At 37.3% G+C, this 20,005-nt stretch carries 17 protein-coding genes; 6 read left to right on the top strand and 11 right to left on the bottom strand.

The window, feature by feature from the left end:
• Window positions 1-46: 46 nt before the first annotated feature.
• The gene (locus tag AC27GZ_RS07700) at window positions 47-1,855 is read right to left on the bottom strand and encodes a M61 family metallopeptidase (protein ID WP_487094320.1); all 1,809 of its coding nucleotides are present in this window, start codon (window positions 1,853-1,855) and stop codon (window positions 47-49) included.
• A gap of 270 nt (window positions 1,856-2,125) precedes the next feature.
• On the opposite strand from AC27GZ_RS07700, the gene AC27GZ_RS07695 reads away from it, so the two are divergent.
• The 5 genes from AC27GZ_RS07695 (at window position 2,126) to AC27GZ_RS07675 (ending at window position 7,789) form a co-directional block, all read left to right on the top strand.
• Entirely contained in the window at window positions 2,126-3,739 is a 1,614-nt protein-coding gene (locus tag AC27GZ_RS07695; protein WP_487094319.1) for a GGDEF domain-containing protein, read from the top strand.
• Window positions 3,740-3,773: 34 nt separating this feature from the next.
• On the top strand, window positions 3,774-5,120 hold the full coding sequence (gene ppnN / locus AC27GZ_RS07690; protein WP_487094318.1) for a nucleotide 5'-monophosphate nucleosidase PpnN: 1,347 nt from the start codon (window positions 3,774-3,776) through the stop codon (window positions 5,118-5,120).
• 3 nt (window positions 5,121-5,123) lie between these two features.
• Window positions 5,124-5,981 carry a flap endonuclease Xni gene (gene xni, locus AC27GZ_RS07685; RefSeq protein WP_487094317.1) on the top strand — a complete coding sequence of 286 codons (858 nt, stop codon included), beginning with the start codon at window positions 5,124-5,126 and terminating at the stop codon, window positions 5,979-5,981.
• Between the two features lie 97 nt (window positions 5,982-6,078).
• The gene (locus AC27GZ_RS07680; protein WP_487094316.1) at window positions 6,079-6,498 is read left to right on the top strand and encodes a DUF3192 domain-containing protein; all 420 of its coding nucleotides are present in this window, start codon (window positions 6,079-6,081) and stop codon (window positions 6,496-6,498) included.
• 283 nt (window positions 6,499-6,781) lie between these two features.
• Window positions 6,782-7,789 carry an isocitrate dehydrogenase gene (locus tag AC27GZ_RS07675; protein WP_487094315.1) on the top strand — a complete coding sequence of 336 codons (1,008 nt, stop codon included), beginning with the start codon at window positions 6,782-6,784 and terminating at the stop codon, window positions 7,787-7,789.
• Window positions 7,790-7,908: 119 nt separating this feature from the next.
• Here AC27GZ_RS07675 and AC27GZ_RS07670 read toward each other — a convergent pair whose 3' ends face one another.
• From AC27GZ_RS07670 to ubiU, 5 genes are all read right to left on the bottom strand, one after another.
• On the bottom strand, window positions 7,909-8,634 hold the full coding sequence (locus AC27GZ_RS07670; RefSeq protein ID WP_487094314.1) for a pseudouridine synthase: 726 nt from the start codon (window positions 8,632-8,634) through the stop codon (window positions 7,909-7,911).
• Between the two features lie 164 nt (window positions 8,635-8,798).
• Window positions 8,799-9,419, bottom strand: coding sequence for a CCXG family PEP-CTERM protein (locus AC27GZ_RS07665; RefSeq protein WP_487094313.1), 621 nt, complete (start codon window positions 9,417-9,419; stop codon window positions 8,799-8,801).
• A 141-nt stretch (window positions 9,420-9,560) separates the two neighbouring features.
• Window positions 9,561-10,712: a ribosomal protein uL16 3-hydroxylase gene (locus tag AC27GZ_RS07660; protein WP_487094312.1), complete on the bottom strand. Its 1,152-nt coding sequence runs from the start codon at window positions 10,710-10,712 to the stop codon at window positions 9,561-9,563.
• A 27-nt stretch (window positions 10,713-10,739) separates the two neighbouring features.
• Window positions 10,740-11,621 (bottom strand): U32 family peptidase, encoded by an 882-nt coding sequence (locus AC27GZ_RS07655; RefSeq protein ID WP_487094311.1) that lies wholly within the window; start codon window positions 11,619-11,621, stop codon window positions 10,740-10,742.
• A gap of 61 nt (window positions 11,622-11,682) precedes the next feature.
• The gene (ubiU, locus tag AC27GZ_RS07650; protein ID WP_487094310.1) at window positions 11,683-12,678 is read right to left on the bottom strand and encodes a ubiquinone anaerobic biosynthesis protein UbiU; all 996 of its coding nucleotides are present in this window, start codon (window positions 12,676-12,678) and stop codon (window positions 11,683-11,685) included.
• A 166-nt stretch (window positions 12,679-12,844) separates the two neighbouring features.
• Between ubiU and ubiT the strand changes: the two genes are divergently transcribed.
• Window positions 12,845-13,420: a ubiquinone anaerobic biosynthesis accessory factor UbiT gene (gene ubiT / locus AC27GZ_RS07645; protein ID WP_487094309.1), complete on the top strand. Its 576-nt coding sequence runs from the start codon at window positions 12,845-12,847 to the stop codon at window positions 13,418-13,420.
• A gap of 96 nt (window positions 13,421-13,516) precedes the next feature.
• Here ubiT and kdsB read toward each other — a convergent pair whose 3' ends face one another.
• The 5 genes from kdsB to AC27GZ_RS07620 form a co-directional block, all read right to left on the bottom strand.
• The gene (gene kdsB, locus AC27GZ_RS07640; RefSeq protein ID WP_487094542.1) at window positions 13,517-14,320 is read right to left on the bottom strand and encodes a 3-deoxy-manno-octulosonate cytidylyltransferase; all 804 of its coding nucleotides are present in this window, start codon (window positions 14,318-14,320) and stop codon (window positions 13,517-13,519) included.
• Between the two features lie 2 nt (window positions 14,321-14,322).
• Window positions 14,323-14,535: a Trm112 family protein gene (locus tag AC27GZ_RS07635; protein ID WP_487094308.1), complete on the bottom strand. Its 213-nt coding sequence runs from the start codon at window positions 14,533-14,535 to the stop codon at window positions 14,323-14,325.
• A 57-nt stretch (window positions 14,536-14,592) separates the two neighbouring features.
• On the bottom strand, window positions 14,593-15,627 hold the full coding sequence (gene lpxK / locus AC27GZ_RS07630; protein WP_487094307.1) for a tetraacyldisaccharide 4'-kinase: 1,035 nt from the start codon (window positions 15,625-15,627) through the stop codon (window positions 14,593-14,595).
• 42 nt (window positions 15,628-15,669) lie between these two features.
• Window positions 15,670-17,430, bottom strand: a complete 1,761-nt coding sequence (msbA, locus tag AC27GZ_RS07625) for a lipid A export permease/ATP-binding protein MsbA (RefSeq protein ID WP_487094306.1) — start codon at window positions 17,428-17,430, stop codon at window positions 15,670-15,672.
• Between the two features lie 93 nt (window positions 17,431-17,523).
• Entirely contained in the window at window positions 17,524-19,938 is a 2,415-nt protein-coding gene (locus AC27GZ_RS07620) for a DNA internalization-related competence protein ComEC/Rec2 (protein ID WP_487094305.1), read from the bottom strand.
• Window positions 19,939-20,005: the final 67 nt, after the last annotated feature.

The raw sequence follows: 20,005 nt of genomic DNA, 5'->3' as shown, positions 1-20,005 counted from the left end.
GAATTTCCTAGAAAAGAATGTCTAAAAAAAGGAAGGACTGAGAAAATTAACGAGGAAAAGGAATACCTGTCCATTGTGTAAAAAATGCTTTTTGCTCTTCATTTGCATTTTTCATTGGCGTAATTTTCAAATTGTTTTTAGGCTTTTCTCCCAAGATAACCATACGAGTGACTAACTCGTCACGGCGGAAAAAAGTCACACTCATGCGATGCTTAGGTTTAAAGTTATTTAAACGCGTTGATAAATCTTTATCTTTCATTCTTAACCCATCAACAGCAACAATGACATCATCTACACTCATACCGGCTTTCCATGCTGGGCTGTTTTTTTCTACGGCGGTAATTTGTAAGCCGTTGGTTGCTACCTTAGTTTGAATACCTGACCAAGCTTTTTTCTTAAACGACTCTTCCTCGCCATATGACATAACCAATCCCGCTTTAGCCAGTAATTCCTCAAAGTCTGGCTTAGCATAACCATGTACATTATCTTGCCACCAATCAGTATAGTCCCTACCTGTAACCTTATGTAAAACCTTTAGTAAATCTTCTTCATCAAAGCTTTTAGGTATTTTATATTCTTGATACAAAACACTATGAACATCTCGGTAACTCTTCTCAAGTTCAGTGTTTTCAATAATAGAGAAGTCTAACAACCAAGATATTAAAAAACCTTCAGAATATATATTAACACTGTGGTTTTTATCATAATCACCACCTTCCCCAATCCATTTATCAAAACTACTTTCTGCGATGGTTTGGCTTTCTCTTCCAGGTTTATGCAAATAACCGGTAATACGTTTTGCTAGGTTTTCGAAGAACTCTTTACTCGACATCAATTCTCCTCGCAATAACAAGTGATTTTGCAAGTAACTAGTTGAGCCTTCACTTAACCATAAAAGCGTTGAGTAATTTTCATGTTGATAATCATAGGGAACTAACCCTTTCGGGCGATACTGTTTTACATTCCACGTATGAACAAATTCATGTGCGGCCGTAGAGATAAAGCGTAAATAATCTTTTCTCGCTGAAAAGTTGAAGCGGGACGTTTGAATAATAGTTGAATTTAAGTGTTCAGTTGCCCCTCTTTCACCATTTGTAGCGTGCACCATAAACACATAGCGCTTAAAAGGATAATCGTGCCAGATGTGCTTACTTTGCTGTACTAAAACCGTTAAATCCTTAACTATTTTCTCGCTATCATAATTACCTTTTCCCCAAATAACTAACTCATACGCTAAGCCATCAACCATAAATTGATAATGTTCATTAATACCTGTTTCGATTGGCGAGTCTACTAACACATCATAATCTTGCGCAATAAACTGATGGCTATTATCGCCAGCTTGTAATCCTGAGACACTACGCCACGTAGCCGGCACATTTAAATCAATAATATGTTTATGATCTCGAGTTAAGTCGCTATACATAACTACCGCCGATGCATCAATAAAAGCATGACTATCATCAATATGACGCGTACGTTTACCTAATTGATTAGCATAAACTTGATAACTAACAATTACTTTTTTATTTAGCGTATCTTTGACTTGCCAACTATCTTTATCTATTTTTTGCCAGTTTAACTTCTGACCTTGTCCGTCTGTTACTGAAAACTCTCTAATACCATTGGCAAGGTTTAAAATTTCATAACGTCCAGTTCGCCATGTTGGTAACTTAAAAACCGCCTGGTCACTAGCATAATTATCATTAACTATTGTTATGTGGGCATAGTGATGCTGTGGCTTTTCAATATCAATCGTCACAGATACCTTCGGTTGCCCTTTTGCAAATGCGTTAACAGATAAAATCGAGAGAATACTTAAGATAGGTAAAATAAAACGCGCTATTTTAGTCATTTTTAACTAAACTTCCTTAGATAAAGTAAATTACAGAAAAAATAATTAGTCTAGGTAATTAAATATAAGAATAGCTTTTTCAAACTATGCAAATTGTATACAGTTTACCCTGTGAAATGGATTCAAGTAAAATAATAGTAAAATAATTAAGGTATTTTACAAAACTGACTAACAATACCTTTGATTATGTTGTAAATTTACTCTAGAAGACTACTATCGTCATCGTATCTTCAGGCAAAGATAATTATTGGATAAGGACTTGCTTTTAATATGAATACTAAAACTGTTGCTGTGGATCAAATTAAAGCATTAAAGCTCAAGCTTAATGCAGCAATAGAGTCGAAAACATCTCTTGAAGAAGAATTGCATGCCCAGTCAACTTTGCTCATTCAGTTTATTAATAAACTATCCCATGTATCAAAAGGCTTAAACCTAGAACTCGATAACCGATTAGCTCAGTTAAGAGGCCTATTGGGTAACTCAGCGCCAATGTCTGATGTTGAAATAAAAATAACTGAAATAAACAAGTTATTACAACGTCATACCATAACCAATGAACAAAATATAACCAAGGTTCATCAACAGTTTAATAATTCAGGTATCAACTTACAAAAAGTAAATGGCTTACCTGATAATCTTCGCCGTCAATTACGTGCATTATTAAAAGATACAGAAACGACTAAAGATAGTCTTAATCAATACATCCCTTTATTTTCTCAGCTAATTGAGCTTTATGAACTTTCACTTAAATCAAAGGATGAGATCCCTAAAGGCGGTTTGTTAGGCGCAAATCAAGCGCCAAAAGTCACTGCTACTAATGATATAAGCGATAGTAAAGTCGCTGATGTTAATAGCGACTTGATTGAAAAAATTTCAGCCTGTTTAGGTCAGTTACAACTATCAACTCAACATACAAAAGAATTATTAGCGATTAATAAAAAACTTATTTGTGAAACTTCTAATGAAGATATTTTACATCGTTTCATTGAAATTTTTGATGTTATTGTTGCTGATTTAAAAAATGAGCGTGATAGTGCCAAAACGTTTTTAACGTCATTAAGTGACACACTAACTACCGTTCAAGACGCGGTTAAAAAGACGTTATTAACTTGCAAAAAATCACAAGTTGCAAACGACAAAATCAATACAAAATTACAAGGCCAATTGCTTGACATGACTGACTCAGTCAAAAAAGCGATGTCATTAGAGCAAGTTAAAGTAGATATCAATTCGAAACTGCAAACTATTGCTAACACCATAGAGCAAAAGTCTAAGTTTGAACAACAAAGTCAAAAAGCCCTTGCAAACCAACTTGACGATATGGCTAAAAAGGTTAAAAAACTCGAAATACAAAGTCAGGAGTTTGAAGAAAAACTCGCAGAACAACAACGTAAGAGTATGCAAGACGCATTAACTAAACTAAGTAACAGAGCAGCTTTCGATGATTACTTCACAAAAGCTATGGTGCGATTTCATCATCAACCTTTTGATTTTGCCTTGGTTGTAGCTGACATTGATAATTTTAAAGGTATTAATGATACCTATGGCCATACTGCTGGCGATAAAACTCTGCAAGTTATTGCCAATACCATTCAAAAGAATGTCGGTGACGATGTTTTTGTTGCCCGTTATGGCGGTGAAGAGTTTGTCCTTATTTACTCCAATATTAAAAAAGATGCGCTAATAAAAGAGTTAAATAAATTAAACAACAATATTGCTCGGTTACCGTTTAAATTTAAAGACAACAAAGTGAGTATTACTTTATCAATGGGAGTAACCCACATTAAAAATGATGACAATATTCATCTAGCTTTTGAGCGTTCTGATGAAGCAATGTACAAAGCCAAAGCACAAGGAAAAAATCAAGTAGTATACCTGCAATAAGTTCCCTTAATCACCAACCCATAAGGAAGTCGTTATGCATATTCAGCTTAATCCTGTTGGTTCTATGAATTTACTTTCACAAGCAGAAGTAGATCAACTTCAACAATCTTCCACCAGTGAGCTTTATAATTTATATCGTAATTGCTCATTGGCAGTGCTTAATGCTGGTAGCCATTCTGATGACGCAGAAGTCATTTATCAGCAACATAAAGATTTCAATATTCAAGTACTTCGTATAGAGCGAGGGGTGAAAATTGATCTTGAAAATCCCCCTGAACATGCCTTTGTTGACGGAAAAATCATTCGTGGTATTAGAGAGCATTTATCAGCTGTGCTCCGTGATATTTTATACATTAATAATCGTTACCAAAATAGACAGTGTGCACCCAACACATTAACCGATGCCACCTTTGATATTTTACGCAATGCAAATGTTATTTTGCCTGAAACTGAGCCAAGAATCGTGACTTGTTGGGGCGGTCATTCTATTAAACACAATGAATATAAATACACAAAAGAAGTAGGTTATGAGCTTGGCCTGCGTAGTTTCAATATATGTACAGGTTGTGGTCCTGGTGCAATGAAAGGCCCAATGAAAGGTGCAACTATAGGTCATGCTAAACAGCGCAATAAATCTGGTAGATATATAGGGCTAACAGAGCCCAGTATTATTGCCGCTGAGCCACCTAATGCTATTGTCAATGAATTAGTTATTATGCCTGATATAGAAAAACGCTTGGAGGCCTTTGTACGCATATCTCATGGCTTAATTATTTTTCCAGGTGGCGCAGGAACTGCTGAAGAGCTTCTGTATATTTTAGGTATTTTATTAAACGAAAATAACCAAACGCAAGTTTTACCCATAATTTTAACTGGACCAAGTAGTGCGAGTGAATATTTTTCAGAAATAGATGCATTTATTGGAGCAACTTTAGGCGAGAAGGCTCAACAATTATATAAAATAATTATTGATGATGCGGAGCAAGTAGCTCAAACAATGACAGAAGGTGTTGAGCAAGTTTTAGCGAATCGCAAAACAACGGGTGATGCTTTCCATTTTAATTGGTCATTAGAAATAACCGATGATTTTCAAACCCCTTTTGAGCCAACACATGAAAACATGTCTGCTTTAAGTATTAGTCATGAGCTTTCTACCGCTGAATTGGCGGCAAACTTGCGTCGAGTATTTTCAGGTATAGTTGCGGGTAATGTTAAATCAAATGGCATTAAAGCAATTAGAGAACATGGCCCATTCCAGATTTCAGGCGATCCTAGTATCATGAAATTGATGGATAGGTTACTCTCTTCTTTTGTCAGTCAACAAAGAATGAAATTACCGGGAAGTGAATACATTCCGTGTTATCAAGTCACGCAGGAGTAATCAGTGTCAGCTCATTTAGTTTTGATAGATGCTTTAAATCTAATCCGACGTATTTATGCTGTACAAGAGCGTCCTTTTATTCAAAGTAAAACTCAAATCGAAAATGGGCTCGCTGAAAAAACCCAAAAACAGGTACTGTTTAACACCCAAACTGCCTGCATAAAAGCACTAGAGAATATTTTAGCCATTCAGCAACCAACTCATGCCCTTGTGGTATTTGATAGTCAGTTACCCTGTTGGCGATACAAGCTATATCCTGACTATAAAAAAGGTCGCAAAAAAATGCCCGCACATTTAGCCAACGAACTTGAGAATATTCAAGATGCTTTTATGCAGCACGGTGTTGACTCGTTAGTCTCTGAAGAAGACGAAGCTGACGACTTAATTGCAACCTTGGCAACTAAAATGGCGCTTCACGGCCAACAAGTCACCATAGTATCAACTGATAAAGGCTTTCTTTCTTTACTCAGTAATAATATAGGCGTATATGATTATTTTAATCGCCGCTACTTAGATGAAGAACATGTCAAAAATAAATTTGATGTCAAACCATCACAACTAATCGATTTATGGACACTGACAGGTGATAGTACGAACAAAATACCCGGTGTTGCTGGCATAGGGCAAATAACTGCAGCCAACTTGCTAAACCAATATGGTTCGCTCAGTGCAATCGTTAATAATGAAGAGGTTAAACCCGCCATAAAAGAGAAACTGGCCGACAGTGAAGAGCAAATAACTCTCAGTAGAAAACTCCTCACCTTCAAGCAAAATATTCCTTTAGGCTTTAACTTAAAAGATATACGCTTAACCAAAGTAACTAGTGAAGATCCAAAGGGTGTTGTTGCTAATAATATTTAGCAAAAGCATGATGAATAACTAACAAAAACTTTAAACTATCTCAGTAACTGGTTATCATCTTTATTGCTTAATCAGTATTTAATCATAGAGACTATTAATGAACAAAAAAGTAATAACCCGCATTTTTCTCGCGCTAGCAGCTTATGGTATTTTTGTAATTTTGGTTGTACTTTTTTATGATGACAGCCCTGACAAAATGATGTGGGAAGATAGAGAAGCCTATAACCGTCAGTTTATTGCTAAATTAAAAATAGAAGAGTTTACTTTTGAACAAGCACTTGAACAATTAGGTAGCCCTGATATTACTGAAGCCAAAAAAGTGGCTAACGATAGTTTCCAAGTGATGTTCTACCGCACACAACACGTAAAATCTGACGGTATAACAACGCAAGATGAGTGCACTTTTCTACTTTTTGTTAATGGAATGCTAAAAGAAATTGGTTTAGGTGATAACTATCCATCAAACTGGAAAATCATCGAAGACTACCAAGCAAAACAAACTGTTACTTCATTATAAAACCCTTATAAATATAGACTAAAGTACCCTTGTTTACCTTCAAGATTACCTCTACTATGATGTAAATAGTTTATAAAATGAAACTAAGCTATAAAACTTTAATACTCGAATACATCAAGCGTACATGTTATAAATCATTACAGATCAGCTAAGCAGACCACTTAGCATAAACAGTGTTAATAATTTCTTAATTGCCTGCTACTCTTTTAACATGTCCAAGTAGAAATTTACTGATGAGAATTAACAGGTTTTACTGGTTATACAATATTACAAGGTGAAATAAATGACTCAACAAACCATAACAGTGATCCCAGGAGATGGCATTGGCCCAAGCATCATTGATGCAGCCATCCAGGTGCTAGATAAAGCGGGTTGTAATTTTAAATTTGAATATGCAGATGCAGGTTTAACGGCACTAGAAAACCACGGAGAGTTAGTGCCCCAAGAAACAATGGACCTGATCAAAAAAAATAAAATCACGTTAAAGGGCCCTCTAACCACACCAGTAGGTGAAGGCTTTACGTCTATTAACGTAACATTACGTAAGCAATTTAAACTCTACGCTAATTTACGCCCAGTTTTATCTTTTAAAGGCACCAAAGCCCGCTACGAAAATATAGATATTTTAACTGTCCGTGAAAATACCCAAGGCATGTACTCAGGCGCAGGCCAAGTCACTTCTGATGACGGTACACAAGCTGAAGCAATGAGTATTATTACCCGTGAAGGCGCTGAAAAAATATTAACATTTGCCTATGAAACTGCGCGTAAAGAAGGTAGAAAAAAAGTAACAGCCGTTCATAAAGCGAATATTTTAAAGTCTACTTCAGGTTTATTTTTAAAAGTGGCTCGTGAAGTAGCAGATCGCTATCCAGAAATTGAATCAACAGAAATGATTGTTGATAACTGCTGTATGCAACTTGTTATGAATCCTGAACAATTTGACGTGATTGTAACGACTAATCTATTCGGTGATATTTTATCAGATCTTTGTGCTGGTTTAGTTGGCGGATTAGGGATGGCTCCAGGTGCCAACATTGGTGAAGATTGTGCCATTTTTGAAGCAGTTCACGGTAGCGCACCCGATATTGCAGGTAAAAATCTAGCAAACCCAACTTCGGTGATTCTAGCTTCTTTGCAAATGCTTGAGTATTTAGAAATGAGCGATAAAGCGGAAAAAATTAGAAATGCACTCATTGATGTTATAGCTACTGGCGATCGCACTACACGTGACTTAGGCGGTACACATGGTACAACCGATTTCACTCAAGCCTTACTTGATAGGCTGTAAAAAAGCTATTTTGTAAAAACTTAAAAATGGCAAGTATCAGATGATTGGTTTACTTGCCATTTTTTGTATCTAAAATAGCTTCCTCTATATGAATTTATAGCAAGCTAGTTCAACTAAAATTAACGAAACTGCGCAATTTCTGCTGTTGTTAACTCTCGCCACTCTCCTGCGGGTAAATCAGCTAGCTTAATATCACCTATTTGCTCTCTATGTAAGGCTACAACTTTATTTCCAACGGCCGCAAACATTCGCTTAACTTGATGATACTTGCCTTCAGTAATGGTCAATAACACTTCCTTAACTTCATCTTCACTAACAGTATCAGTTATTACTAACTTTAACTCTGCTGGTCGCGTTAAAGACTTCTCCCCTTGTAGCTGTATACCTTCTTTAAACTGTGTAATTAACCTAGCGGAGTCATTAAAATTAATAGCATCTCTAAGCCAGACTCTATAAATTTTTTGGCACGCTTTTTTAGGTGAAATAACATTATGTGACCATCGTCCATCATCCGTTATCAATACTAAGCCCGTTGTGTCCGCATCAAGACGGCCTGCAATATGGAGATCAAAAGCTTTATCAACTTCGAGAAAATGCAAAACGGACGGATAAACCTCATCAACATTCGAGCAAATAGAATCCACCACCTTGTGTAGCATGTAATAACGAGATGTACGCGCAGTAAGTTTTTGTCCATCAACAGTAATGGCGTTATTTTCATGAACCTGCATGGCTGGGTTTTTAGCCACTTCGCCATTAACTCGAACTTCACCACTTTTCAGTAACTTTTTAGCTTCGTTGCGTGTAAGTTCAGTGCTTTTACAAATAAATTTATCTAAACGCATAATATGACAAGTGATAAAAAATAGATGGCGACATTATGCCTAAGCAAGCTAAACAATCAATGCTTTGACTAGATCTTTTAGGCAAAAAAAATCCTGCTTAATGGCAGGATTTTTATCAAACAATATCTAACAGTAAGTGCTTTTTAATTAAAGCGCCGATGTTATTATTTTGAAAAACGTTTACGACTAACTAAACCAAGTAAACCTAAACCGATTAACGCGATACTTGTAGGCTCTGGAATACTTGAAGCATCAAGGTTAGCAACAGTTAAAGCTAATGTTTGGTTCGCATCGTTTGTAAAACGAATAGCACTTGGTCCATCACAACAGTGTTCAGCCCAGTAAATATCAATCACTTTGTTATCACGTACTAGATCTAAAGAAACAGAAAGTACATCAGAGTGATTCCAGTTACCTGCCCACCATAAATCATCAGTACGGCTTGCTTGTAACACACCATCTAGATATACCGCAGCACCAAAACCAGCATCAAGACCTATATCAAACGTCCAGCTAGCATTGTTACGATCTAAGCTTAAATCAATTTGTAAATGGCTGAAGCTGTCATTACCAGGATTTACACCTGCAAACTCTGTAATTTCAGTTGAAGTAATAGAACCAAATGTTTGATCAGCCCATGATTGTGCGTAATCAGAATTATCAATACCATGTGCTGGTGCGTCATGGTCTAAATCGCGGTTTTCATAGGTCATCAATGTCGCATTTGCACTAGCGCAAATAAAAGTTAATGCAGCAAAGGCTAGTTTAATAGTTCTAGAGGTCATTCTTAAATCCTGTAGTTGTTAAAGATACATCTTACCAGTTAAAAGCACAAATCAAGCCAACATTATAAACAGTTGTTTTTGTTGATTTATTAGCAAATAATCCTCCCCTACTGTAAAGCTTTTTGACATTATGTACAAAAATCATTCAACTTCAGTCCAGAACCAATACCCTTGATCTAATAACTCCACCATTAAGGCAACAAAATCCTTATTATCACGCCAGGCTGCTAATTCATTAGGGCTAATAACAACATTATCACAAAGCAGTTTAATGGCAGGGGCGATAGCAGGATTAAAGCTTATTTGTTGACCATTTATATAACAGATCCCTTTTTCTATAGTATCTTCGAAGTAAAAGGCACGTAATCCACCTAATCGTTTGATGGCATGTATTGACAATAATTCTCTAACTTCTTCTTGCGCAAACGGCTCATCACTTGGCATTAAATCTAATTCATGCTTGGGACTGGTTAAAAAGCTGCCGATAAAGTCATTAAAAACAGTATCATCATCCAGCAAATTTTGTAATTGCTGCTTAATGCTAATGTAATCTGCATGAGATACTTCACCACTATTATTAATAACTTGCCTGTTTGGATCTTCAAGTAATTGCCCGCCGAGGTCATTATCAATAAGGTGATCGGCAAAACCACTTAACAGACTAATTGACGAGTTTGCACGAAAACCAATAGAGAAACTCATTGAAGGCTCTAATGCTACCCCTTCATGAGGATAGCCTGGGGGAATATATAAGATATCTCCCGGCTCTAACTCAACATCGATAATAGCGTCAAAAGGTGCTACATGTAATAAAGCTTCGTGGGCAATAACTTCGGTATGCTCGCCTCTGTTACCTACTCTCCAATGGCGTTTACCTGAGCCTTGGCAAATAAACACGTCGTAGTTATCGACATGTGGGCCAACTCCCCCACCAGCTGTAGCAAAACTTGCCATAAGATCATCTAAACGCCAGTGAGGTAAAAAACGAAAAGGCTCAATAAGCGCTGCCGCTTCTTCTGAAAAATTATCAAGTGCTTGAATAACTAACGACCAATCACGCTCGCCCAAATGTTCATAACTTTCAAATGGGCCAAATTCTGCGTGCCATTGCCCGTCTTTTTTGGAAACTAAGCGAGATTGCACCGTTTCTTCCATCGCAATGCCGGCAAACTCATCGATAGATATTGGGTCGACAAAGTTTTTAAAACCTTGACGAATAACAACAGGCTTTTTTTGCCAATAAGCCGCTAAAAACTCATTGGGGCTCATTTGGTTCAAATCTAAGGTATACATAATGTTCTCTATAGTATTTTACACAGTTTACGCGACTGACATGCCTGCTATTTTATGCCAAAAGCCATTACATTCTTTAACTTCATCTAATGCATATTGTTGCGGCGTAATTAACTGTTGTCTAAATTTATCTAATTGACTAAAAGCCTGCTCATTGTCACTACTAATTCGAGCAATATCGACCCCGATGTCACTTAGCTGGTTCACTTCATTAATTAGATTATACTGGTAAGCAGACATAGTTTGAATGCCATTAAGCACAAATACTTGCTCACCTTCTCGAGAATTCATTTTTCGTCCTTGCGGATACTTGATGCAGCAATACTGACAATGATCTTTTGGTCTATCTTCTGAGCGAGCAGAAAAGCAACGCGCCGAATAAGCTAACGGTAAGTAACCCCATGAAAATACTTCACATTCAAATTGATCACGAATATTTTCATCCTCAGCTTGCAACAAGATAGTCCTTAACCAATCCCCAGAAAGCTCAACAGGCATTAACCAGCGAATCATGCCTTGCTTTAATAATATTTTTAGCGTTGATAGGTTATAACAATTGATGGCTGGGCCTGCGACGAAAGGTAAGTTTAACTCATGCATAATTTGCACGGCACTTAAGTCATTTGCTTCAATTAAAAAATCACCGTTACCACATAACTTTTTTAACGTGACAATTTCAGCTGGTGATTCAAGTAATGTCATCGTTGAGATAACCACTTGTTTATTCGTGTTAGTTGCAATATCACGCCCTAATGCTAACCAATCTTTAGCTTTTAATTCTCGACGCTTTGAACAGACAGTTTCACCTAAGTAAATAATATCTGCGCTAGATTGCATTGCTTGTTGGTAAAATTGCTCAACTTGAGGTTTGGGCCAAAAGAATAAATTTGGGCCTAGAGAGAACTTCATATTTTTCCTACACCTTTCACACGTTAATTTTAATTTTTCGATAGATATTAAGTAATGAACATTACTGCCACTTACGATGATAAGCCCCGAGCGTGGTTTGAGCCCCTTCTGATAGATTCGCCAACGTTTGCATCCAAGCACCTTCTACCGTGAAATTTTCAGGATTTTGTTCGTAGCGATCGATTGCCATTCGCCACGTTTTTGCAACTTGCTCTACATAAGCTGGACTTCGTTGCCTACCTTCAATTTTGACTGAAACTATGCCCATCGCCATTAATTCGGGAATGAGCTCTAGCGTATTTAAACTGGTTGGCTCTTCTAATGCGTGATAAACATCACCATCAACGTCAAACCGGCCTTTACACAAAGTAGGATATCCTGCATTTTCATTTGCTTGGTATCGATCAATCAAAACATTATTCAACCTAGACTCTAATCCTCGCTCAGTTTCTTGCCAACGAACATACTTTGCTGGAGAGCAAGCACCAACTGTATTTGGCGACTCGCCTGTCATGTACGAGGATAAATAACAACGTCCTTCAGCCATAATACACAAGCTGCCAAAAGCAAAAACTTCTAAAGGTACAGGACTATTTTTCGCTAATTGACGCACTTGTTGCACCGATAATACCCGTGGTAAAACAACGCGCTGTACCGCAAAATTGTTTTTAAAAAATTTTATTGCTTCAAGATTTGTAGTCGAAGCTTGCACGGAAACATGACGTTCAACATCAGGATATTTAGTCGCAGCATATTCTAATACGCCTAAATCAGCGATAATTAGCGCATCTGTACCCATGGCAACAGCATTATCTACCGCTTTCTTCCACCGTTCTTCACCATTAGCGTGGGCAAAAGTGTTGATGGCCACATGGAGTTTTTTTCCTCGTTGATGCACATAATCTGCTGCTTTTGCTAATTTACCATCCTTAAAATTAAGACCAGCAAAATGGCGGGCATTGGTATCATCTTTTAATCCTACATAAACCGCATCAGCGCCATTATCTATCGCTGTTTTCAAAGCAGGTAAATTGCCTGCTGGGCACAATAACTCCACAAAAAATTCCTTATGAACAATGCAAGTACTACATGCTGGCTAGTCTATGGTTTTATGAGCTTTAGTTTATTGATATGAATTAAAGAAAACTTGATCTAGCCCAGCGAAGTTTCTCTACTGATTGTTACACTTTGTACTATGTTGAGCAGAAGAGTTAACCAAACCCGTGCTAAATTTACCTTCACTTCCTCAGACGGCTTTTAATGTTAAGCCATTACAAAAACTTCCTTTGTCATTACGGGCAAACTTGCTAGCAGCAATGCCAAAGATATTGAAACCCAGTTTAGGGTTGTTACCTTTTAGAGCCCAAAAAGCAGCGTTATTACCTACATTAAGCTCAGTTTTTGCTGAAGCACTCGCAGAGGGTGACTTTGAATTTTTAACAGGCAAGTGGTTAAAAATTGCCATTAACGATTTAGGGCTAACTTGGTGGTTAAGTGTAAATAACAACAAGCTAATTATGGCATCAAAAGAGGAGATGTTAGCTAGTCAGCACAGTGAAGATGTAAGCTTTAGTGCTAACGGAAATGACCTAATATTGATCGCTGGACGCAAGCAAGATCCAGACACCTTATTTTTTCAACGTCGTTTAAAAATTGAAGGAGATACAGAGCTCGGCTTAGAAGTAAAAAACTTAATTGATGCCATAGATATTGAGCAACTACCAAGTACCGTCCACCACTTAGTGGCATACTGCGCTGATTTTATGCAAACCACCCAAGAAGAATTGGCTCAGCAATAAGTTGTTATTTCACCCTTAGACAAGCTCCTTCGTGCTCAGGTTTACCCGTTCATCCTGAGCACGAAGGAGTCTAAAAATAAGCAAAACAAATTAGCTTTACAGGGTTAATGCATATGAACGTGCTTTTTCAAGATCTTCTGGTGTATCAACGCCTTCAACGGGTACATTGGATTGAGCAACAGCAACATGAATATGTTCGCCTTGATAAAGCACTCTTAATTGTTCCAGCGCTTCAATTTGCTCTAATTGGCTAGTTGGCCAGTTTACATAATCTTTAATAAAACCAGCACGATAAGCATAAATACCAACGTGTCTTAAATAAAACTCACCGATGGTGTCAATATTTTCTTTCCCTAGAAAGCGTTCTCTATCATAAGGAATAGTGGCACGGCTAAAGTAAAGTGCATAACCACTTTTGTCGGTAAGCACTTTAACAGCATTAGCATTAAAGGCTTCTTCAACTGAGTGAATATTGATTGCTAGCGTCGACATTCGAGCAATTTTATTAGTAGTGCTTTGATCTTGCGCTGCTAAATTTTTAGCTACTTGAGCGATATTTTCAGGAGGAATAAATGGCTCATCACCTTGAACATTAACGATTATTTCATCATCAGAAAATTGATACTGCTCCATTACTTCAGCTAAGCGCTCAGTACCTGATTGGTGATCACTACGTGTTTTACACACTTCACCGCCAAAACTTTTCACGACCTGCTCTACTTCATCATTATCGGTGGCAACAATAACTTTTCGTGCACCACTTAACGAGGCTTTTTCAACTACCCATTGGATCATGGGCTTGCCACCTATATCGGCTAAAACCTTTCCCGGCAACCGAGATGACTGAAAACGAGCAGGAATGACAACAATAAAAGCGTGATTATCTGCAGTGCTGGTCATCATTATTTACCCTGTAGCTCACTTGAAGGCTCTACTGGTTCTTCCATCGAGATCTGGCGCGCTTCACTTTCTAACAATACAGGGATATCTTGCTCAATGGCATAAGCTAATTTATCAAACTTACAAATAAGCTCTTGTGCAGCTTTGTCATAGTCAAGCTTGCCTTTACATACTGGGCAAGCCAAAATTTCCATTAATTTAGTATCAAAAGCCATGATTTTATTCTCTATTATATTATCTTCAGTAGTTAAATTGAGTTAAGTTAACTTAAGTTATTTTTTACTTGTGGCGGTTAATGATTGTAAACAAGTCAATAAATCTTGTTCATCTTGCTCAGAAAAAACAGCATCGACAGGTAAATACCACCAGTTATCTTGTGCGAACTCTTTACATTTTACCGCATCTTTCTCAGTCATTAATAGCGGTAATTCATTTTTAAATGACTTGAAGTCTTCTAACGAGTAGTCTTTATGATCAATAAAACCTTTATGCTCTGATAAGTGAAACCCCAAGTTTATGAGGGTATCGAAAAAGCGTTGAGGATCTCCAATACCCGCAGCTGCATCCACTGTATTATTCACGGCTAAAAAGTCACTTAATGATTGCTTTTCACCGCTTTTGATATGAACAAGCTCTTTAGCTTCAAGCATCATTTGCAATGCAGGTTTATCAATTGTTATTGACATTTTCTCAGGCTTTCCACCATTGTATATCAGCACATCACTTTGCTTTAAGCGCCAACGCCCTTCTCTTAATGGCCCTGCAGGTAATAGCCAGCCATTACCAAATAAGCGTTTACCATCAACAACAATAATTTCTTTATCACGCTTTAAACGGTAATGTTGCAGACCATCATCACTAATGATGATATCGCAACCTTGGGCTATTAATTGTTGCGCATTAGCGACACGATCTGAGCCTACCACAACAGGTACACCACAGCGCTCAGCAATTAAAATCGGCTCATCTCCAGCTTCTTTACTATTGCTATTTTCATCGAGTAAATAAGGGTAAGACGGCGCAATACCGCCGTAACCTCGAGAAATAACACCTGGGTTTAAACCTAATTTTTTTGCTTGTGTCACCAGATAAACAACGATAGGTGTTTTACCATTGCCACCAACACCAATATTACCCACAATCACTACGGGCTTAGTTAATTGAATAGACTTGAAAAGTCCCAAACGAAAGGCAAGCCTTCTCAACAGACTGAGTAGAAAAAACACCGCTGTTAGTGGCAATAATATGGGAACTAACCAATATTTAGCGCTGTGATTATCAAACCAAACCTTTTCAATTAAGCGCACATAAACTCCGCATAAGTCTTAGTGTTTATCAGCATATTATTACTACTGCTCAAATTGAAAACGATGAAGTTGTGCATAGGGGCCATTTTTTTCAAGTAAGGTTTTATGATCACCTTGTTCTATAATTTTTCCTTGCTCCATAACAATAATGTTATCGGCATTTTCGATAGTAGAAAGTCTATGAGCAATAACAATAGAGGTACGGTTTTTCTGTAACACTTGTAAAGCCTCTTGAATATGACGCTCAGACTCAGTATCTAACGCACTGGTTGCTTCATCTAAAATTAAAAAAGGCGCATCACATAATAATGCTCTAGCAATAGCCACTCGCTGTCTTTGCCCACCAGACAATAACGCGCCATTTTCACCAATATTGGTATCTAAGCCCTGCTCCATATGCTCTGCAAATTCCATCACATGCGCGCTTTTCGCCGCTGCAACGATATCGTCATAACTTGCCTGAGCATTACCATAGGCGATATTATTAGCTAATGTATCGTTGAAAAGTACCACTTGCTGAGAAACATAAGCAAACTGATGTCGTAAATCTTTTAAATGGTATTGTTCAATTTTGCTACCATCTATCAAAATCTCTCCTTGGCTGGCATCATAAAAGCGCAATAATAATGAGCTAACCGTTGATTTTCCGCTACCAGAGCGTCCTACTAATGCAACCGTTTCACCTGGCTTGATGGCAAAAGAAATATCCTCAAGAGACCATTTATTATCTTTACTATCGGCTTGATAATCATATGAGAAGTTAACGTCTCTAAAAACAACTTCTCCATTCGCCTTGCTAAGCTGTTTGCAGCCGGTATCTTTTTCAGTTTCCTGATCAAGTACAGAAAAAATACTCACACAAGCTGCCATGCCTTTTTGAAACTCACTATTGACATTCGTCAACATTTTCAACGGTCTTAACAGCATAGTCATATAGGTAATAACACTGACAAAACTACCCGCTGATATAGAGTCGCGCAAACTCTCTGTATTCACTGCGTAAAAAACAAAAGCTAAAGCAAACGATGCAATAATTTGAATAATGGGGACACTGCCTGACTTAGTTGCCACTAACTTCATTCGTTGTTGGCGATTATTGTTATTTATCTTTTCAAAACGCTGAAACTCTTTTTTCTGACCACCGAACGTAAGTACCACTTTATGACCATTAAAAGTTTGCTCAGCAGCAGTAGTCACCTCGCCCATTGCCCCTTGAATATTTTTACTGACTTTACGAAAGCGCTTTGAAACAACATTGACAATAATGCCAATAATAGGCGTGATAAGTAAAAAGATAACCGAAAGCTGCCAACTTATATAAAACATTAAGCCAATTAGCCCAAGTACAAAGGCACTTTGCTGCACTATCACTAAAATGGATTTACTTACTGAGTTAAGCACTTGTTCGGTATCATAAGTTAACTTTGAAATTAAAGTACCTGTCGATTCTTTATCATGAAAAGCAACCGGCATGGTCATAATATGCTCAAATAGGTGCTGTTTAAGATCAGTCACCACATGATTACCTACCCAAGCTAAACAGTAGTTGGCAACAAAATGAAAAATTCCTCTAAAGATAAAGGCAATCACAACAAACAAAGGTGCCCATTTCATAAATTCAGGATTTGCTCCTTCAAGGCCTTCATCAATTAATGGTTGTAACTTTGACAAAAAATAAACATCAATGGCGGCATAACCCAACATACCGACTATGGCGACAACAAAGCCTAATTTATAAGGCTTAGCGTAGTGAAGTAGTCGTCTAAAATTTTGCCATGTAGTGGCTGTGGGAGAGTTTGCCATGGGAGAAATAGTCTCACTGCATCTTTAAAATATGATAATAGTTTGATTTTAACGTGATTCTTTTCAACAACCAACTATTTCTATTGGCGAGTTTTATTTAGCAAACCAAAATGGCCAAAGATCATCTCGATAGGTTTGCCGATAAATTCCGTCATCTGAAAAATGCAAAATTACCTGTCCTGCATCTGCGGTATTAATTAATGAAGTATTCTGCTGCTGATAACGATTAACAATAGTTGAAACAGGCATATGCCAGCGATTTAAAAAACCTGCACTTATAATGGCTATTTTAGGATTTAACCGTTGAATAAATTGAACACTTGATGATGTTTTTGAGCCGTGGTGTGGCACGACAAGAACATTAGCCTTAAGCTGAGGATATTGCTGTAACAACTGCTTCTCAACTTTGGTTGAAATGTCACCTGTTAATAACACTTTATGTTTACCATCAGAAATTAGTAACACACAAGAGTCATCATTCTCCTTGCCTAAGGGTTTTTCAGGCCATAACATAGTTAACGTTAATCCATGCCATTGAATGACATCTCCTTGTTGGCATCGGGTGCTAGCACCCTGTTCGACTTGGTTATAAATTAACTCCTCAATGACCATCGATTGCGTTAGTGTAACTAGTCCACCTGCGTGATCATTATCACCATGACTAATAAATACTTTGTCTAATTGTTTAATGCCTGCATATTGCAAATAAGGCAATACCACCGCGTTAATCATATTAAAACCACTCGCATAAGATGCGCCTGTGTCATATAAAATGGCTTTAGTTTGTTTTTTTATTAATACCGACAGTCCTTGACCCACATCGAAAACAACTAACTGCCACTGTCGCGCTTTGTTATTATCTTGATTGTTTACTGACTTTGCTTTCACTAGGTTAGGAAAGTAAAGATGAGAAACAAATAAGCCAGCCATTAATACGCTCAAGCCATAAACTAATACGTTTTTACCTTTCAAGACTCCTATAAATTTAGGCTGACAAAAGAGTACACAAGCAATGAGTACAGTAAGTATCACCACTAGTTGCACCTCTACGCGCGCTAAAGGAATTAACGCCCACGATTGCTCAGCTAAAAAACCTAAATAAATCCAAATTACTTGCAATGTTATTAAACAAAGCGACATTAAGCATTGTGATAAAACATCAGATATCGGCATTAAAATTACCGACAATAAACACAAGGGAATAGTCAAAAAACTCATCCACGGCACAGCAATAATATTAGCCAGTAAAGCAACTGCAGACACTTGCTGAAAAAATACAGCACTCACTGGCAAAAGCATCAAAGTTAAACTGAGCTGAATAACAAGTAACCCTTTAATAAATCGCCAAAATTTATGCCCTGTTGAAATAACATGTTTAAAGCGCCATAAAGATATGAAAATCACAATCACTGCGTAAACTGATAACCAAAAACTTGCGGTAAATAAACTAAATGGTGTTGTTACTGTCAGTATAAATAAGGTAATTAGTAACCAGCGTTTTATCGATAATTTTATGCCTGATAAACGTACAGCCCAATATAGACATAGCATAACTAACGCTCGAACCGTAGGTAAGGAAAAGCCAGCTAAATAGCCATAAAGGAATGCGATAAGTAAACTACCAGCAATCGCTAGATAACGACTATTAAACCTCAATAAATTGTGGTTATTAGTGAGTAACGTCATTAAGAAACAACGAATAAAAAAAATGAACAGGAAATAACTTCCTGTTGCTACAAGCCCAATATGTAGACCAGAAATAGCAATAAGATGCCCTGTGCCAGTTGCTTGGAGTACTTGCCATAACATAGGGTTTAATTCATTACGTGAACCAAAACCTAATGCCAACAATAAAGGCGTTAATTCATGATCAGGCAATAGCGACTGATATGCCATCAAGCTTTGCTGTCTCAGTGTGCTTGTTGGCCTTAACACGGTATTATGTTTACCGTTAATCACATAACCTGTTGCGCTGATTTTTTTACTATTTAACCAACTTTGATAACTAAAACTGCCTAAGTTAGCCAAGCCATGGGCTGGTTTAAACTTAACTTTTAATTGGACAACTTGTCCTTGTAATAATGAGAGTTGAGCATTCTTCCAGCTCAAGCGAATTAATATAGGCTTAACTAACGCTTGGTTATCAATGTAGCTAACATTAAAATTAAAACGTAATGGCTGATTAGAACTTACACGCGTTGAATCTGTATCAACAATTTGCTTCTTTACTGAATATAAACTCATTACTTGACCTTGAAGTAAATGAGGTTTCTCAGCTAACTCAAATGGATCTAGCGAATTGCTTTGCCATACACTTTCAAAAGCTGAGGCATTAAACAATAACCAGCTTATGCCAAACAATACACCAGAGCATAATCGTGTAGGTTTTAACCATAAAAAAATAATTGCCAAGCTTAGAAGCAAAAATAGCGCAAAAAGATCTGGCACTACGGGCAAAAATAGTGACAATATAGCACCAAGAAAAAAACTCGCTAACCACCAATCCATAGTGATGTAATACTTCCTGTATTAAAGTTGGGTTTAAATTTGTTGGGTTAAGTAGTAATTGTAGACC

This window comes from Colwellia sp. SU-HH00943 (assembly GCF_057546125.1).
Note: the sequence above shows the minus strand (reverse complement) of the source record. Positions and strands in the feature narration are given on the sequence as shown.

Bases quoted from the DNA above. Each gene is read 5' to 3' on its own strand.
- AC27GZ_RS07695 (WP_487094319.1), top strand. From the start codon at position 2,126: ATGAATACTAAAACTGTTGCTGTGGATCAAATTAAAGCATTAAAGCTC.
- kdsB (WP_487094542.1), bottom strand. From the start codon at position 14,320: ATGACCAGCACTGCAGATAATCACGCTTTTATTGTTGTCATTCCTGCT.
- AC27GZ_RS07700 (WP_487094320.1), bottom strand. From the start codon at position 1,855: ATGACTAAAATAGCGCGTTTTATTTTACCTATCTTAAGTATTCTCTCG.
- ppnN (WP_487094318.1), top strand. From the start codon at position 3,774: ATGCATATTCAGCTTAATCCTGTTGGTTCTATGAATTTACTTTCACAA.
- AC27GZ_RS07620 (WP_487094305.1), bottom strand. From the start codon at position 19,938: ATGGATTGGTGGTTAGCGAGTTTTTTTCTTGGTGCTATATTGTCACTA.
- AC27GZ_RS07670 (WP_487094314.1), bottom strand. From the start codon at position 8,634: ATGCGTTTAGATAAATTTATTTGTAAAAGCACTGAACTTACACGCAAC.
- AC27GZ_RS07635 (WP_487094308.1), bottom strand. From the start codon at position 14,535: ATGGCTTTTGATACTAAATTAATGGAAATTTTGGCTTGCCCAGTATGT.
- AC27GZ_RS07655 (WP_487094311.1), bottom strand. From the start codon at position 11,621: ATGAAGTTCTCTCTAGGCCCAAATTTATTCTTTTGGCCCAAACCTCAA.
- AC27GZ_RS07675 (WP_487094315.1), top strand. From the start codon at position 6,782: ATGACTCAACAAACCATAACAGTGATCCCAGGAGATGGCATTGGCCCA.
- AC27GZ_RS07680 (WP_487094316.1), top strand. From the start codon at position 6,079: ATGAACAAAAAAGTAATAACCCGCATTTTTCTCGCGCTAGCAGCTTAT.
- AC27GZ_RS07660 (WP_487094312.1), bottom strand. From the start codon at position 10,712: ATGTATACCTTAGATTTGAACCAAATGAGCCCCAATGAGTTTTTAGCG.
- msbA (WP_487094306.1), bottom strand. From the start codon at position 17,430: ATGGCAAACTCTCCCACAGCCACTACATGGCAAAATTTTAGACGACTA.
- AC27GZ_RS07665 (WP_487094313.1), bottom strand. From the start codon at position 9,419: ATGACCTCTAGAACTATTAAACTAGCCTTTGCTGCATTAACTTTTATT.